The sequence below is a fragment of the [Bacillus] enclensis genome, assembly GCF_001456935.1.
GTDB classification, from domain to species: Bacteria; Bacillota; Bacilli; order Bacillales; family Bacillaceae_B; genus Rossellomorea; species Rossellomorea enclensis.
In genome coordinates this window covers 1334447-1348969 of the sequence record NZ_KQ758482.1, presented here as the reverse complement: position 1 = coordinate 1348969, position 14523 = coordinate 1334447, and the positions used below count along the sequence as shown (strand labels likewise).

13 protein-coding genes are annotated in these 14523 nt (G+C 44.8%); 6 read left to right on the top strand and 7 right to left on the bottom strand.

Going from position 1 to position 14523, the window contains the following annotated elements:
- Nucleotides 1-66 precede the first annotated feature (66 nt).
- The 3 genes from AS034_RS06765 to AS034_RS06755 are packed head-to-tail and all read right to left on the bottom strand — an operon-like array spanning nt 67 to nt 3711.
- A complete protein-coding gene (locus AS034_RS06765; protein WP_058297936.1) occupies nt 67-1437 on the bottom strand; it encodes a Mur ligase family protein in 1371 nt (456 codons plus the stop codon).
- Nucleotides 1434-2477 (bottom strand): YheC/YheD family protein, encoded by a 1044-nt coding sequence (locus AS034_RS06760; RefSeq protein ID WP_058297935.1) that lies wholly within the window; start codon nt 2475-2477, stop codon nt 1434-1436. The genes AS034_RS06765 and AS034_RS06760 overlap by 4 nt, the downstream gene beginning before the upstream one ends.
- A gap of 10 nt (nt 2478-2487) precedes the next feature.
- On the bottom strand, nt 2488-3711 hold the full coding sequence (locus tag AS034_RS06755; protein WP_058297934.1) for an ATP-grasp domain-containing protein: 1224 nt from the start codon (nt 3709-3711) through the stop codon (nt 2488-2490).
- A gap of 251 nt (nt 3712-3962) precedes the next feature.
- On the opposite strand from AS034_RS06755, the gene AS034_RS06750 reads away from it, so the two are divergent.
- Entirely contained in the window at nt 3963-5297 is a 1335-nt protein-coding gene (locus AS034_RS06750; RefSeq protein ID WP_058297933.1) for a YheC/YheD family endospore coat-associated protein, read from the top strand.
- Nucleotides 5298-5471: 174 nt separating this feature from the next.
- Here AS034_RS06750 and AS034_RS06745 read toward each other — a convergent pair whose 3' ends face one another.
- Nucleotides 5472-6200, bottom strand: a complete 729-nt coding sequence (locus tag AS034_RS06745) for a YheC/YheD family protein (RefSeq protein WP_058297932.1) — start codon at nt 6198-6200, stop codon at nt 5472-5474.
- Nucleotides 6201-6389: 189 nt separating this feature from the next.
- Nucleotides 6390-6800 (bottom strand): sigma-w pathway protein ysdB, encoded by a 411-nt coding sequence (locus tag AS034_RS06740; RefSeq protein WP_419184972.1) that lies wholly within the window; start codon nt 6798-6800, stop codon nt 6390-6392.
- Nucleotides 6801-6919: 119 nt separating this feature from the next.
- On the opposite strand from AS034_RS06740, the gene AS034_RS06735 reads away from it, so the two are divergent.
- Together AS034_RS06735 and AS034_RS06730 are read left to right on the top strand one after the other, a co-directional pair.
- Entirely contained in the window at nt 6920-7408 is a 489-nt protein-coding gene (locus tag AS034_RS06735) for a dUTP diphosphatase (RefSeq protein WP_032087397.1), read from the top strand.
- Between the two features lie 82 nt (nt 7409-7490).
- Entirely contained in the window at nt 7491-8576 is a 1086-nt protein-coding gene (locus tag AS034_RS06730; protein WP_058297931.1) for a M42 family metallopeptidase, read from the top strand.
- A 41-nt stretch (nt 8577-8617) separates the two neighbouring features.
- Here the strand turns inward: AS034_RS06730 and AS034_RS06725 are convergent, their stop codons facing one another.
- Nucleotides 8618-9157 carry a cysteine hydrolase family protein gene (locus tag AS034_RS06725; protein WP_032087399.1) on the bottom strand — a complete coding sequence of 180 codons (540 nt, stop codon included), beginning with the start codon at nt 9155-9157 and terminating at the stop codon, nt 8618-8620.
- Nucleotides 9158-9267: 110 nt separating this feature from the next.
- Nucleotides 9268-9489 (bottom strand): small acid-soluble spore protein SspI, encoded by a 222-nt coding sequence (gene sspI, locus AS034_RS06720; RefSeq protein WP_032087400.1) that lies wholly within the window; start codon nt 9487-9489, stop codon nt 9268-9270.
- Between the two features lie 124 nt (nt 9490-9613).
- On the opposite strand from sspI, the gene AS034_RS06715 reads away from it, so the two are divergent.
- From AS034_RS06715 to pheT, 3 genes are all read left to right on the top strand, one after another.
- Nucleotides 9614-10372, top strand: a complete 759-nt coding sequence (locus AS034_RS06715; protein WP_032087401.1) for a TrmH family RNA methyltransferase — start codon at nt 9614-9616, stop codon at nt 10370-10372.
- A 486-nt stretch (nt 10373-10858) separates the two neighbouring features.
- Nucleotides 10859-11896 carry a phenylalanine--tRNA ligase subunit alpha gene (pheS, locus tag AS034_RS06710; RefSeq protein ID WP_058297930.1) on the top strand — a complete coding sequence of 346 codons (1038 nt, stop codon included), beginning with the start codon at nt 10859-10861 and terminating at the stop codon, nt 11894-11896.
- Nucleotides 11897-11927: 31 nt separating this feature from the next.
- Nucleotides 11928-14342, top strand: coding sequence for a phenylalanine--tRNA ligase subunit beta (gene pheT, locus AS034_RS06705; protein ID WP_058297929.1), 2415 nt, complete (start codon nt 11928-11930; stop codon nt 14340-14342).
- The last annotated feature ends 181 nt before the right edge of the window (nt 14343-14523 follow it).

Below are 14523 nucleotides of genomic sequence, written 5' to 3'. Positions count from 1 at the left end.
CGGCTTTGTTACGGTATTGGAAACGCCTCTGTTATTCACAAAGAAGTGAGTAGCAGAGGCGTTTTATCATGCTTTTAACTTTTTGAGGAAACCGCGGAATGATTCTCTCATCGATGTTTTCACAAGGATGATGGCTTCCGGCCCCGCCAGCTTTTGAATGAGAGAAAAGGCATCTTCGGGCTTTTCGCACATGTGGATGTTTTCTGCATTCATCCCGAGCCTGATGGCTTCTTTCCCGATGGTGGAGGCGGTTTTGCCGATTGTGATAAGGGTGGAAGGCTGATTCTCGATGACCATCCGGGCTATTTTTTTGTGTTCGGCTTTTTCTTCAGATCCAAGTTCGCTGATTTTTCCAAGTACGGCAATCGAGTGTCTATCGTTTGAAACTTCCTTCAAGACAGAAAGTGCTGCATGAACGGAGCTGGAATTTGTATTCCACGTATCATCGATCAGAGTGGCCCCTTTTATTCCCTTCTTTACTTCCAGATGGCGCTTTAAAGGACGGAATGTCTTCAACCTTCTTATCGCCGACTGAAGCTCTATCCCATGAGAATGAGCAGCAGCCAGTGCGGCAAGGGCATTATATACAGTGTGCACGCCGAGCCCTGGGATAAGTACAGGGTAGCCTGTATCCTTAAATATTAATGTAAATTCCATTCCCTGAGCAGAAAAATGTATATCTTCCGCCCTGTAATCTGCATTGTTTCCAGTCCCGAACCATATAGGGGTTATATTCATTTTATGGACTGCCTCAACCGTATTCGGACAGTCCGCATTTAAAATGATTATCCCGTCTTCCCCGACTCCATTCAGGATCTTAAGTTTTTCATCCCTGTATTTTTCAGGCGAGCCGAATCTTTCAATATGGTCCGATCCTATCCCGGTGATAAGTGCGGAATATGGACCGAAATACTTGCTGCATTTGTCCAGGTTTCCTGTTTTGCCCACGCCGAACTCGAACACGCCGAAATCAGTCTTTTCTTCGAAGTTTGCCAGCACCGATGCATTCGAACGGAAAAGGTTGTAGTTTCCCAGAGTGGCTTTTACATTGTGCCTTTCAGCAAGGATGTGCTTGATCATTTCCTTTGTTGTCGTTTTTCCGGAAGTCCCTGTTATAGCAATGATCGGAACCTCGAACGATTTTCTATGAAATAAAAGGAAGCGGTGATAAGCGCCTTTGATATTATCCACCTTTACGATGGTGGCGTCTCCAGTAATATTCTTTAGTTTCTGAGGGCGGTCAGTTATGATGACACATGGGGGGAAAGGTTTTTGGATGTCCGTTTTTCCCAGGTTGCGATCCAGGCAAAAAAGCAGCGTCCCTTTTTGGAGCTTCTTTTTTTGGGTGATCACCTTTTTCAAGTTTACAGGTGGTCCTTCTTTTATGACTTCTCCCTTTATAGGAGACAGGATTTCATGTAATTGTAATATTTTCACTGTAATCTCCTTTTTCTTTTCTTTCTTTTGGATTCGGCGACATAACGTGCATACGGGATCAGGTTTTTTGCCACTGAAAACTCCCTGTTTTTACTGCCAGGACGCCAGTTTACCTCGTAAATCCAAAGGCGTTGGTTTTGATCGATGGCCACATCGATCCCTAATTCATCAAATGATCGGTTCTCATAGAGGCTTTCGAAATGGGTCGTAAAGGCAACAGCGAAATACTCCAATAATTGCTTGATGTTATAGTAATCATCTCCGAATTCTTCCATCAGAAAAGGAATCAGTTCACCTCGGTAGCCCCCGCTGCTGATGTTGCTGGTCAACCTTCCATTACCGCTAACCCTTGGATAAATTAAATTGACCGTCCATTTTCCAGACTCATTTTTTTGCACATGCAGGCGGAAATCGTAGTTCAATCCCGATTTCGTCTTACATTCGATAAATGGCTGCAACAAATACTTCTGCTCTGCCGTCAATTTCTGGATGAATGCCTTAAACTCTTCAATTGAAAATATGGTAACATCGAGTCCGGTCACACAGCGGATCTTATCCTCTTCCATGAGAGTGATGAAATGGATCGACCGGCCTTTACTTCCTGAATGCGGCTTGATGACAAGCCGGGTGAATTTATTTAGGAAAGATAAGACTTCATCGAATGCAGTCACGTTGATAGTTGGGATAAGGAAATGAGAAAACAGATGTCCTTCTTCGATTTTTCGATATACGCTCATTTTGTTCCCGATTGAATGACTGATGAATGGGATATTACGCTTTAAGGCCTTGCGAATATTCGATTGATAATCTGTCTTTGGTGCACTGATATTGATGATGGAATCAGGGAAGTCCATTGTCCTCTCCACCCATTTCCCCTCGTGAAAAACCCAGCCGTTTATTTTTTTTAGGGCAAAGTCCACTGCTCGATAGGAGAAATAAACAAATTCAACATCGTGCATTTTTGCGATGGAAGCACATGCGAAAGCTTTTTTTACTTGGTGCGGCTTTTTCCTGTAATGGAGCATGCCGATTAATGTCATGAACAATCACCTACAATGGCTCTATATAGAATTTAATTTCCCCTGCTGCTCTTTTGGCAATTTCCTTCGCTTTCAGGGGATCGGAGGAACTGGCAAGAACATAGGCATACCGGTCCCCCATTGATAAAGGAGGAGTCAGCACACTCCCTTTTCTTGGCTTGACGTAGACCATCTTGACGCCGTCTATTTTTTTTGCTTTATTCTTGCCAGTAACTTTTACAAGTCTTCCTTGGGTTTCAACCGTAATGAATTCTGCAGAAACATATTCTACTTTTGAAGGAGTAAGGTCCGGCTTTTCACCAAGGTGTAACTTTAATGTTTCTTTTACTAAGCTGATTCCGGTTGATTCCAGTATCATCTGGTTGATTGCACTTCCTGAAATACGCGGGTTAATCTCAATCAGCTTCCATTCGCCTTCTGTCCATCTCATTTCAAGGTGGCAAGTGCCGTGGGACAAACCTATATCTTTCATGACTTGACCGATCGATTCATTCAGTGTTTCCCGGGCATGCTTCGATAACCGTGCCGGCATGTGATAGCCCGTAATGATAAAACGGTTCATACTGGATATTTCCTGCTCGATGATGGCAACGATCGTCGTATTGGAATTGTGGACGAGTACTTCTATTAAATACTGGGGACCGGATATGAATTCTTCTATAAGAAGGGGGTCCTGGCCAAGCTGGTTTCTGAAATGATGCACAGCCTCTGTGAATTCTTCTTTTGAATTGACTTTGATGACGTCTTTTGAACCGTTTGATACCGGGGATTTCAGAATCGCTGGAAGCTTCTTGACGTGCTCTGTAAACAACTCATTTTCATCTTTGTCTAAAAGACAGATGGAAAAGTGCGGAGTCACGGGATTATTTTGTAATTCATCCCGGAATCTTGTTTTATCCTCCATCTTAAATAATGCTGCGACAGATACCTCTTGAAGCCCGAGTTCCTTGGAAATCTCAGCAGCCAAACTGACAAATGGATCGATAAAGCTTACAAAAGCTTTTATCTGCTTTCCCTGGTTATTGATTTTTGAAAGCTGTCTGAAAATCTTCTCCTTATCCAACAATCGGTCCATCAACACCATTTGATGAACATCCGGAAACTCTTCCCTTTGTTTGATCCATTTCCGTCTATCTGTCAATAGTACTGTGAAATAGCCCATATCTGATGCAGCCCTTATGGCGTCCCTTGAAGAGCCCGATTTATTACTCCCGAGAAAAATAATCGTCTGCATGGTAAAAAGTTCATCTCCTACGAACAAAAAGGTTCAACCCTTTGCTGCTTTCATCTATTGAGAGCGGGGCAAAAGGTCTTCATACGCATGACTATATTATTCATAACGAGAAAAAAAGTGATGGCTATAGCGGAGATTATGTACATTGGAAATAACGGGAACATATATAAGTGATTGTAGACATCTTTTCTACAAAGAAATTAAATTCAAAAGGCAATTCAGATGATGAAAAAAAGATAGAAGGTGTGTAAGTGTTTATTAAGAAAAGAAACATATTAAGTGGAACCATCATCATGCACCCCTCTTCAGCAAAGAAGCTGAACATAAAAGAGGGATCAGTGATTCTGCATATCGGACGATGGAAAAAAGATATGACAGTCACTATCGATCAAGAGGCTGAGCAAGATTCGATATGCATACCAATAGATTTATTCGACTTCACCATTCCCGAGGATATTGAATTTGAATGGAGAACAGAAGGAAGTCATTTGTATGCGGGCCCCGTCCTTGGTATTGTGAGGGGTGCCGGGATGAAGAATATCAACAAAAAAAGCCTGAGGATATTGAAACGCTGGGTCAAATCATATAAGAGGATCAAAGGATTGGTGATCATCTTTCCTCTATCGGAAGTGGAGGAGGGGGCTGTGTCGGTAAAAGGCTTCTGTTATGACCCTGCACAAAAAGAAGGTCGATGGAAGGAAGGGACTTTTCCATTTCCTGATGCGGTCTTTAACAGGCCGGTCGCAGGAACGGGCAACAAATATCATCTTCTGGACAACATCACCGGGGGACGTTTCTTCAATAGCCGCGGTACCGGTAAATGGGAATTTTATCAGGCACTTTTTAAGAATCCCCCTGCAAGGGAACTGGTCCCCTATACGGAAAAATTCAAAGACTTTGACCGGCTCTTTTCCATGCTTGAAGAATATCACGTCCTTTATTTGAAGAAAAGATTTGGGGCAAGAGGGTACGGGATCATCCAGGTCAAAAAGGAAGGAAAGCAAATCAGGGTCACCCGAGTGGTCAAAGGAAAACAAGTGAAGGAAAGATTTGAATCAAAAGAGGATTGCATCTGCCGCCTGCAAAACATCGTCAGGAAGAATCGGTATATCGTGCAGCAGGGAGTGCCGTATGAAAAAAATCGGAAGCAGGTTGATTTCAGGGGATATATCCAAAAAGACAGCAGCATGGAATGGAAAATGAGAGGGTTTATAGGCAGGCTTGCGAAGCCCGAAAGCGTCATCACGAATCTTCGATATACAGAGAAGATTCTTCCCGGGGAAGCTGCCTTAAAAGAGTACTACGGATTTGATGATTTAAAAGCGGCTGAAGCAGCCGCACGTATAAAAGAAGCCTGTATAAAAGCGGGGGAGAGCCTTGATTTGAATATAGGTCATTTTGGGGACGTAGCACTTGATTTCATACTACTGGAGACAGGTGACATCTATTTTCTTGAAGCAAACTCCAACTACGGGCATGAAAGCTTCACAAAAATAAAGGATTTGGAACTTAGAGACCGTGTGTTTCGCTCACCCCTGGAATACGCGAAGGCGCTGGCGGGTTTTGGGAAAAAGGTGGACCGTTGATACAGATTGGAAACGGACAGTCAATGCGGCCTTAGGTGTAAGATTAGCAAATTTGAGAATCCCGCTACCTCTTCGAACCGTTCAACAAACATGTAGAGTCCGGTGCCTGAGTAATTTTATAAGGATTGAAGGCCCGTCCCTCGATGCTGACGCATTGGGGGGCGGGCCTTGTCTTTATCCTCTTCTGTATTTCAGGATCCTTTTATACACTTCTTCATTTTTCAGCGCTTTGAATATAGAAACACTCGGTGCCAGGTTGGCTTCGATGATCCAGATATTCGCTTGATCATCAAGCCCGATATCGAGCCCGAATGTGCGGGTATTGGTGTAATAATCGGATAAGTATTCAGCGGTGAGGACGCTGATGCGGTCGATTTCTTCATGAAGGTGGCTTCTTGGAGCTTTAAAAGAAGAATGTTTAATGGCCTCCTCAGCTGTGATGAGGTATTTAGGATAATTAGTAAGGACGAATCCTTTGGCAGCCACCTTGGCCAGTTTCCCGGTGACCGTCCAATCATACTGATTTTTCCTGCGCTGCACCATCACTCGGAGGTCGTAGGGGGCACCTTTTACAGTCACCAGGGGGATTTTCTGCTGAACGATATAGTGTTTCTTCAAACAATAATCCTTCAATAGGTGTTCGAATGTTTTCTCTCTTCCTTCAACGACATAGCTCTTCTCCAGTACGTGGAATTCATATTGCTCTTTCCCTTTTGATGCTACCTGCACGATTCCTTTTCCCATATATCCTTTAGTAGGTTTGATCATGACAGCGCCATATTTTCCAATCGTATGCCAAAACGTATTTTCATTGAGTAAATAGGTCTCGGGCAAGTACTGGGAAAGTTTTTCATTCTTCTTCATCAATTGGTATTTTTTCCACTTCCCCGTTGATATTCCCATCGTCTCTTCACTTCTTTCATATAGATTATGTTTGTAAAACTGTAAGCGGCTCAGGTGTAAACCAGGTTTGTCAGAAGTGGAGCATAACAGCATTATTGATATTCTATGAGTGAATGGGACGGAATGTTAACGTTTATCACCAACTAAAAAATGCCCAAAGTGTTTAAACACCTTAAGCATTTACTGTCTTCAAATATCCGATTTCCTCATAAGCTCATGGATTGGACTCTTCCAATCAATTTTCGCCTTCGGGTAACGCTCTTTGATTTCATTCTGGACATAATGAAAATCCTCATAGCCCAGTCCCTTCAGGGAAGAGACATTATTGACCCAAACGAAGATTGATACCACTTCAAAGGAATCTTCAGTTGTGCCGAGATATTTTTCGCCTTCAAACAAGACCCCTTTATACGTGACGTAAAAGTTTTTCCGGACGTTTTCCTGGTCATCAAGAAAATAAAATCGTTTCTGTTCCTGGGCAAGCTCAAGCTTCCGCTTCGGATCGATGATGTACTTGAAACTGCGGTAAAAAAGGTAAATGATGAGGGCAAGAATGAGTAAACGAATGAGCCATAGCATGTAAATTACCTCCATAGGCATAGATCTTCTCCTATTATTTACGGCATAAATCCAAAAAGGTTTCGTTTTTATTTAAAAAATACGAAAAAGTTTGTCATACTAAATGGGAAAGCAGAATTCGAAAGGAGAGGAAATCGTCAATGAACATTGAAAAACTGCTGCATATGCAGCTGAAACTTGATCAGCATATAGAAAGCGAACACGGGCTCGGAGAAGAGGATTTAGTTGACAGAAAGATTCTGGCTCTGCTTGTTGAAATAGGAGAACTTGCAAATGAGACAAGAAGCTTCAAGTTTTGGAGTAAAAAAGGAGCCTCCGCCAAAGAAGTCATCTTGGAGGAATATGTGGACGGCATCCACTTCATCCTGTCCCTCGGCCTCGAAATAGGGCTGCAGGAAATTGAACTGGATGAAAAACATGCTGATGCAAAGGAGCTCAATGAACAATTTCTTCTTGTTTATAAAGCGGTCACCGATTTCAGGGAAGAACGTTCCGTAACGCATTATTTCTCCCTGTTCAATCACTATCTGACACTGGGCGAAGTCCTCGGCTTTTCGAGCATGGAGGTATTTGACGCCTATGTAGAAAAAAACAAGGTGAATTATGAACGCCAGGAAGAAGGATATTAACAAAAATCTGAAAGCATCTTTTGATGTCCTGCAAAGATTTTAGTATAATGAGAATAGTTTAAACATTTAGGGGGTCGAAAGAATGACAAAATTAGACGAAACATTAACCATGCTTAAAGATCTGACAGATGCAAAAGGGGTCCCGGGCAATGAAAAAGAAGCAAGGGACGTAATGAAACGATACATAGAGCCATTTGCAGATGAAATCACAACCGATAACCTGGGAAGTCTTATCGCGAAAAAAGTCGGGGATGAACACGGTCCCAAGATCATGGTGGCGGGCCATCTTGACGAAGTCGGCTTCATGATCACACAAATTGATAATAAAGGATTCCTCCGCTTCCAGACAGTCGGCGGCTGGTGGTCCCAGGTCATGCTGGCACAGCGTGTGACCATCGTGACAAGCAAAGGCGAAGTAACCGGAATCATCGGCTCCAAGCCCCCTCACATCCTGCCTGCGGAAGCACGGAAGAAGCCTGTTGATATTAAAGATATGTTCATCGATATCGGGGCATCAAGCAAAGAAGAAGCACAGGAATGGGGCGTAAAACCTGGGGACATGGTCGTTCCATACTTCGAATTCACCGTGATGAACAACGAAAAGATGCTTCTTGCCAAGGCGTGGGACAACCGCATTGGATGTGCGATCGCAATCGACGTCCTTAAGAACCTTAAAAATGAACAGCATCCAAACGTCGTTTATGGCGTGGGTACCGTTCAGGAAGAGGTAGGCCTGCGCGGAGCAAGAACTTCCGCTGCGAAGATCCAGCCTGACATCGCATTCGGTGTCGATGTGGGAATCGCCGGTGACACACCTGGCATCTCGGAAAAAGAAGCGCAAAGCAAAATGGGTGAAGGTCCTCAGATCATCCTTTATGATGCCAGCATGGTTTCTCATAAAGGGCTACGTGATTTTGTGACGGATACAGCGGATGAACATAATATCCCTTATCAGTTCGATGCGATTGCAGGCGGTGGAACGGACTCAGGTGCGATTCACTTGACGGCAAACGGTGTACCTGCCCTTTCCATCACGATTGCGACACGCTACATCCATTCACATGCTGCCATGCTTCACCGTGATGATTATGAAAATGCAGTGAAGCTGATTACAGAAGTCATTAAAAAGTTAGACAAAGATACAGTAGCAAAGATTACGTTTGATTAATCAATTGAAAGACCCTGCCTTTATTTCGGGCAGGGTCTTTTTTAAAATTCCATTTCACTGGAACGGGTCAGGTCGGCGTCGATTGTTTTTTCAATGATATGGACGGCACTGTCGTTGTCTTCTTTGGTTTCCGAGGCCATGCAGTCCAGCGGGATGCTCAATCCGTACTCTCTCATATAGGCGTCGTTCGCTGTGAACAGGACACAGATATCACCCGCAATCCCGGTCAGGATCAGGTGATCGACATCGAGCTGGTGCAGGAGTATTTCAAGCTGTGTACCGAAAAAACAGGAATGCTTCGGTTTCACGATGAAGTAATCATCCTCATCCGGGTGAATTTTTTCGATGATCGACCTGCCTTTCCCTTTTTTGCAGACCTCGATGATATCGTTCATATTATCCTGCCATAAACCGTAATTGTCATTGACATAAATAACGGGGATATCTGCTTTTTTTGCCTTGTTCTTCAACTTCCTGATGGGATCGACGATACTTTTTGTATTTGACAATAATTCCTCCCCGCCGTCGAAATCGAATGTATTGATCATGTCTATGATTAATAAGGCTTTTTTGCTGCTCATTGGTAATTCTCCTTTCGGTAACAAGCGGATATGCTTCTTATACCACTAAAGGGAAGGGGATAAAACCGTGTATGAAAAAACGGGCCGCCTCCGAGAGGCTGCCCGTTTCCTTATTGCTGTGGCTGCTGCTGTAATGATTCTTCGAGTGTTTCAAGAAGCATCTGCTGTTCCTGAGAGTCGGCATTTTGCCAGAATACCTCAAGCAGGACACCTAAACCTGGAAGTGTCTTTTCTTCTCCGCCTTGAATGGCATCGACGATTGTATCCTTCAATTCTTCCTGGCTGTTTCCTGAAACGTTGTGTATGATCGCTTTTCTCAAGTTAAGATTCATCAAGCATTACTCCTTTTGTTTAGGATGAGGAATTCATTGTTATCTTGTCACAAATCAGATTTATTATGTATTTGAATTAGGGTATAATGAAATCTTGAAATGTAAAATGAAGGAGCGGGTACGATTGAAGGTTATTCAATCCTCTAAGAATCCTGTCGTGAAACAGTGGAAAAAATTATTGACCAAAAAGGGAAGAGATCAATCCTTAACCTATATAGTCGAAGGCTTCCATCTTGTCGAAGAAGCTTTAAAGCAGCACGATACTGTACTTGAGCTGATTGTTATCGAGGGCGTCGAGCTCCCGAATAAATGGAATCTCGATGGAGTCGAACTGATACAGGTATCTGAAGAAGCAGGAAAAGTTCTTGCCGACACGGAAACCACTCAGGGTGTGTTTGCTGTTTGCAGGCAAAAAGAAACGACATCGATTGATGAGAGCAAGACATTCCTCCTCTTGGACGGACTTCAGGATCCGGGGAATATCGGAACGATCATCCGGACGGCAGAAGCGGCCGGCATCGATGCGGTCATCCTTGGAAAAGGGACGGTTGACCTTTATAATCCAAAAGTGCTCAGGTCTGCACAGGGAAGCCATTTTCACCTGCCGATCATTAAGGGCGACCTGTCTGACATCATCCGTGACCTGAAAGAAAAAGGAGTACCTGTTTACGGAACTGCCCTTGAGAATGGGGAGGAGTACACATCCGTCACACCAGAGGAATCCTACGCGCTGATCGTCGGGAATGAAGGAAACGGCATGAGCCAAGAGATCCTGATGCAAACCGATCAAAACCTGTACATACCCATCTACGGGAAAAGCGAGTCACTGAATGTCGCGATTGCTGCAGGCATCTTGTTATATTATTTTAAAAATGGGCAATAATTTTTCTTAAATGATTTGAATTATCGGGAATAATTCACTATAATTATGCACATATACTTTATAAAAACGAAGACAGAGGCAAGTAGCGCATGAGATTCTTCAAGGAAGAGAATGCCGTCAGACTGAAAGCATTCTTAAGAAAAACATGGCGTGAACATTTCACCTCTCGAGTTGGCATCGGGACCATTCCATTAAGGAATGTAAAGATGCACCGGCAAAGCCGTTATCCGAATCAAGTGAGTGTATCTCTTTAGATACGCTTATAAGGGTGGTACCGCGATCACAACCTCGTCCCTTTCCAGGGATGGGGTTTTTTTGTTTTTTAGAAGGATCTGTTATTTCCGTTTGGCTTGGGGGCAATTTGCTCGTTGCATTAGCTGAGTATAGCTGGGCTCTTCGTTACTCCCCGGGGAATCTTGTGCCTGCAGCGGAAAGGTACGGTCCTTGTATTAACACTTTACTACCGACCATAAAGGAGGAAGAAACATGGAGGATAAATTACGATCCCTTCAAACCGAAGCAATTGAAAAAATTAACGAAGCACAAGACCTGAAAGAACTGAACAACATCCGGGTTGCCTACTTAGGAAAAAAAGGCCCTGTAACCGAAGTACTGAAAGGCATGGGCAAACTCTCTGCTGAAGAACGCCCTAAGATGGGTGCCCTTGCAAATGAAGTGCGCGGGGCCATCACCGAGAAAATCGAAGCAAAGCAGGAAAAGCTTGAAAAAGAAGCGGTGGAAAAGAAGCTTCAATCAGAAACGATCGATGTGACACTGCCGGGCAGACCTGTCAGGAAAGGGAACCACCATCCGCTTACAATGATCATCGAAGAAATCGAAGACCTATTCATCGGGATGGGCTATACGGTCGCAGAAGGCCCTGAAGTTGAAAAGGATTATTACAACTTCGAAGCGCTGAATCTTCCGAAGGGACACCCTGCCCGCGATATGCAGGATTCCTTCTATATCACAGAAGAAACATTGCTCAGGACCCACACGTCTCCTGTGCAGGCAAGAACGATGGAGCTTGCGAAAGGAAAAGGCCCGATTAAAATCATCTGTCCCGGTAAAGTATACCGCCGTGATACGGATGACGCGACACATTCACATCAGTTCATGCAGATCGAAGGGCTTGTGGTGGATAAAGACATCCGCATGAGTGACCTTAAAGGAACACTGAATGTGTTTGCCAAGAAAATGTTCGGCGAAGACCGTGAAATCCGTCTGCGCCCAAGCTTCTTCCCGTTCACTGAGCCTTCCGTCGAAATGGATATTTCCTGTAAGATCTGCGGGGGAGAGGGCTGCCGCGTATGTAAAGGAACCGGCTGGATTGAAATTCTTGGAGCGGGGATGGTTCACCCGAACGTTCTTGAAATGGCAGGATTTGATCCGAAAGTGTACACAGGTTTTGCATTCGGAATGGGGCCTGAACGTATCGCGATGCTGAAATACGGAATCGATGACATCCGTCATTTCTATACGAACGATACCCGATTTGTAACACAATTCAACGTGACCGAGTAATGCAATACTATTATCGAGCGGAGGTAAAAACATGTTTGTTTCATATAAATGGCTGGAAAATTATGTAGACTTATCAGGTGTGACTCCTGAAGATCTTGCGGAAAAAATTACAAGAAGCGGGATCGAGGTTGAAGGCGTCGAGAGAACCGGTGCAGAAATAAAGAATGTTGTGATCGGGCACGTTTTAGAGTGCGAACAGCATCCGGATGCGGATAAATTGAATATCTGCCAGGTTGACGTTGGCGAAGAAGAGCCAGTTCAAATCATCTGCGGTGCCCCGAATGTAGGTAAAGGTCAAAAAGTGGCTGTCGCTAAAGTGGGCGCGGTGCTTCCGGGTAATTTTAAAATCAAAAAAGCGAAACTTCGCGGTGAAGCATCCCACGGGATGATCTGCTCACTGCAGGAATTAGGCGTAGAAGGAAAGCTTGTACCAAAAGAGCATGCAGATGGGATCTATGTCTTCCCTGAAGATGCAGAAGTCGGCAGCAATGCTGTTGAACTGCTGAACCTGGATGATGCGATTCTTGAACTGGGTCTGACACCCAATCGTTCTGATTGCTTGAGCATGCTCGGAGTCGCTTATGAAGTGGCTGCAATCCTGGACCGCGGAGTGAAGCTTCCGGAAGCGGGTCAGTCATCAGGTGAAGAAAAGGCATCCGATTACGTAACGGTAAATGTAGAGGCGAAGGAAGATAATCCGCTTTACGGTGCCAAGATTATCAAAAATGTAAAAGTAGGTCCTTCACCGATGTGGATGCAGAACGCACTGATCGCCGCAGGAATCCGTCCTCACAATAACGTTGTCGATATCACGAACTATATTCTTTTGGAGTACGGCCAGCCGCTTCATGCGTTCGATTACGACCGCCTCGGTTCGAAGGAAATCCTTGTACGCCGGGCAAAGGATGGTGAAACATTCGTCACGCTTGATGATACGGAGAGAACCTTATCCTCGAGTCAGCTGGTGATCACGAACGGAGAAGAGCCGGTTGCCCTTGCAGGGGTAATGGGCGGAGCCAATTCCGAAGTCCAAAATGATACAACAACTGTGCTCCTGGAAGCCGCATACTTCACAGGTGCCATTGTGAGGGGTGCGTCAAAAGATCACGGCCTGAGAAGCGAAGCGAGTACCCGTTATGAAAAAGGTGTAGACCCGGACCGTGTGCTGAAAGCAGGCGAGCGTGCAGCTGCACTGATGGCAGAATACGCAGGCGGGGAAGTCCTTGAAGGAACGGTTCTATTCGATGAAATGAACGTCGAGCCGGCTGTCGTGGAAATCACTCTTGAGAAGATCAATGCTTCATTGGGCACTGCGATTTCGGTTGAAGAAGTAAAAGATATTTTCCGCCGCCTTCAATTCGACGTGAGTGTCGATGGAACGTCATTCACGGTCACGGCCCCGACAAGAAGGGGAGACATCACCATTCCGGAAGATCTGCTTGAGGAAGTAGCCCGCCTATACGGCTATGACAATCTTCCGCTTACACTTCCGAAAGGGGAAAGCACACCGGGCGGATTGAATAATCATCAATTGAAGCGTCGTACCGTCCGCCGTTACCTTGAAGGTGCAGGCCTTTTGCAGGCAATCACCTATTCATTGACGAATGATGATAAAGCTGCCAAATATGCCCTGGATGTGAAAGAGCCGGTGCGTCTCTTGATGCCGATGAGTGAAGAGCGCAGCAATCTGCGTTTAAGCATCATCCCTCAGCTTCTGGAAGTGGTCTCTTATAATAAGGCACGCCAAAATGATTCTCTTGCTTTCTATGAAGTGGGATCTGTATTCTTACAGGAATCCGGTGAAGAACTTCCAATGGAAGAAGAGCATATCGCAGGTGCGCTGACAGGATTATGGCACAGCCATCCATGGCAGGGGGAAAAGAAAGCCGTTGACTTCTATGTGGCGAAAGGAATACTTGAAGGTTTATTCGAAGAGCTTGGAGTATCCGAGGCTGTTTCTTTCCGCCAGGCATCGATGGACGGCCTTCACCCTGGAAGAACCGCTGAAATCCTGCTGGACGGTGAAGTGATCGGAATCATCGGCGCAATCCATCCAGAGGTGGAAAAAGAGCTTGATTTGAATGAAACGTATGTATTCGAAGTGAAAGCGAGTCCGGTCTTCCACTATGAAAAACCGGCATTGAGCTACTCGCCGATCCCGCGTCACCCCTCCATCACAAGGGATATCGCCCTTGTCGTTGATACGGATGTGAAGGCTGGAGATCTAAAATCAGTCATCCAGGAAGCTGGAGGCAAACTTCTTAAGGAGGTTTCCGTATTCGACCTTTATGAAGGCGAGCATATGGAACCTGGCAAAAAATCACTTGCCTTCTCACTTAAGTATTTCGATCCAGCAAAAACGCTGACGGATGAAGAAGTAGTGAAGGTGCATGACGGCGTCCTTGCCGCTGTTAAGGAAAAAGCAGGAGCGGAATTGCGCGGATAATGTTATATGGGTGTCAGACCTGGGATATGGTCTGGCATCTTTTTTTGTTGTTTTTTGAAAAAACTCGCTGTTTTTGGACGGTTTTGTCTGAAGGGACAGGGGAAGAGGTGAATTATAAGGTAATTCCGGTGTGGTAAGGGGGCTGGAAGTGGCAAATTTTGATGAGGTTAACGGTTTATGA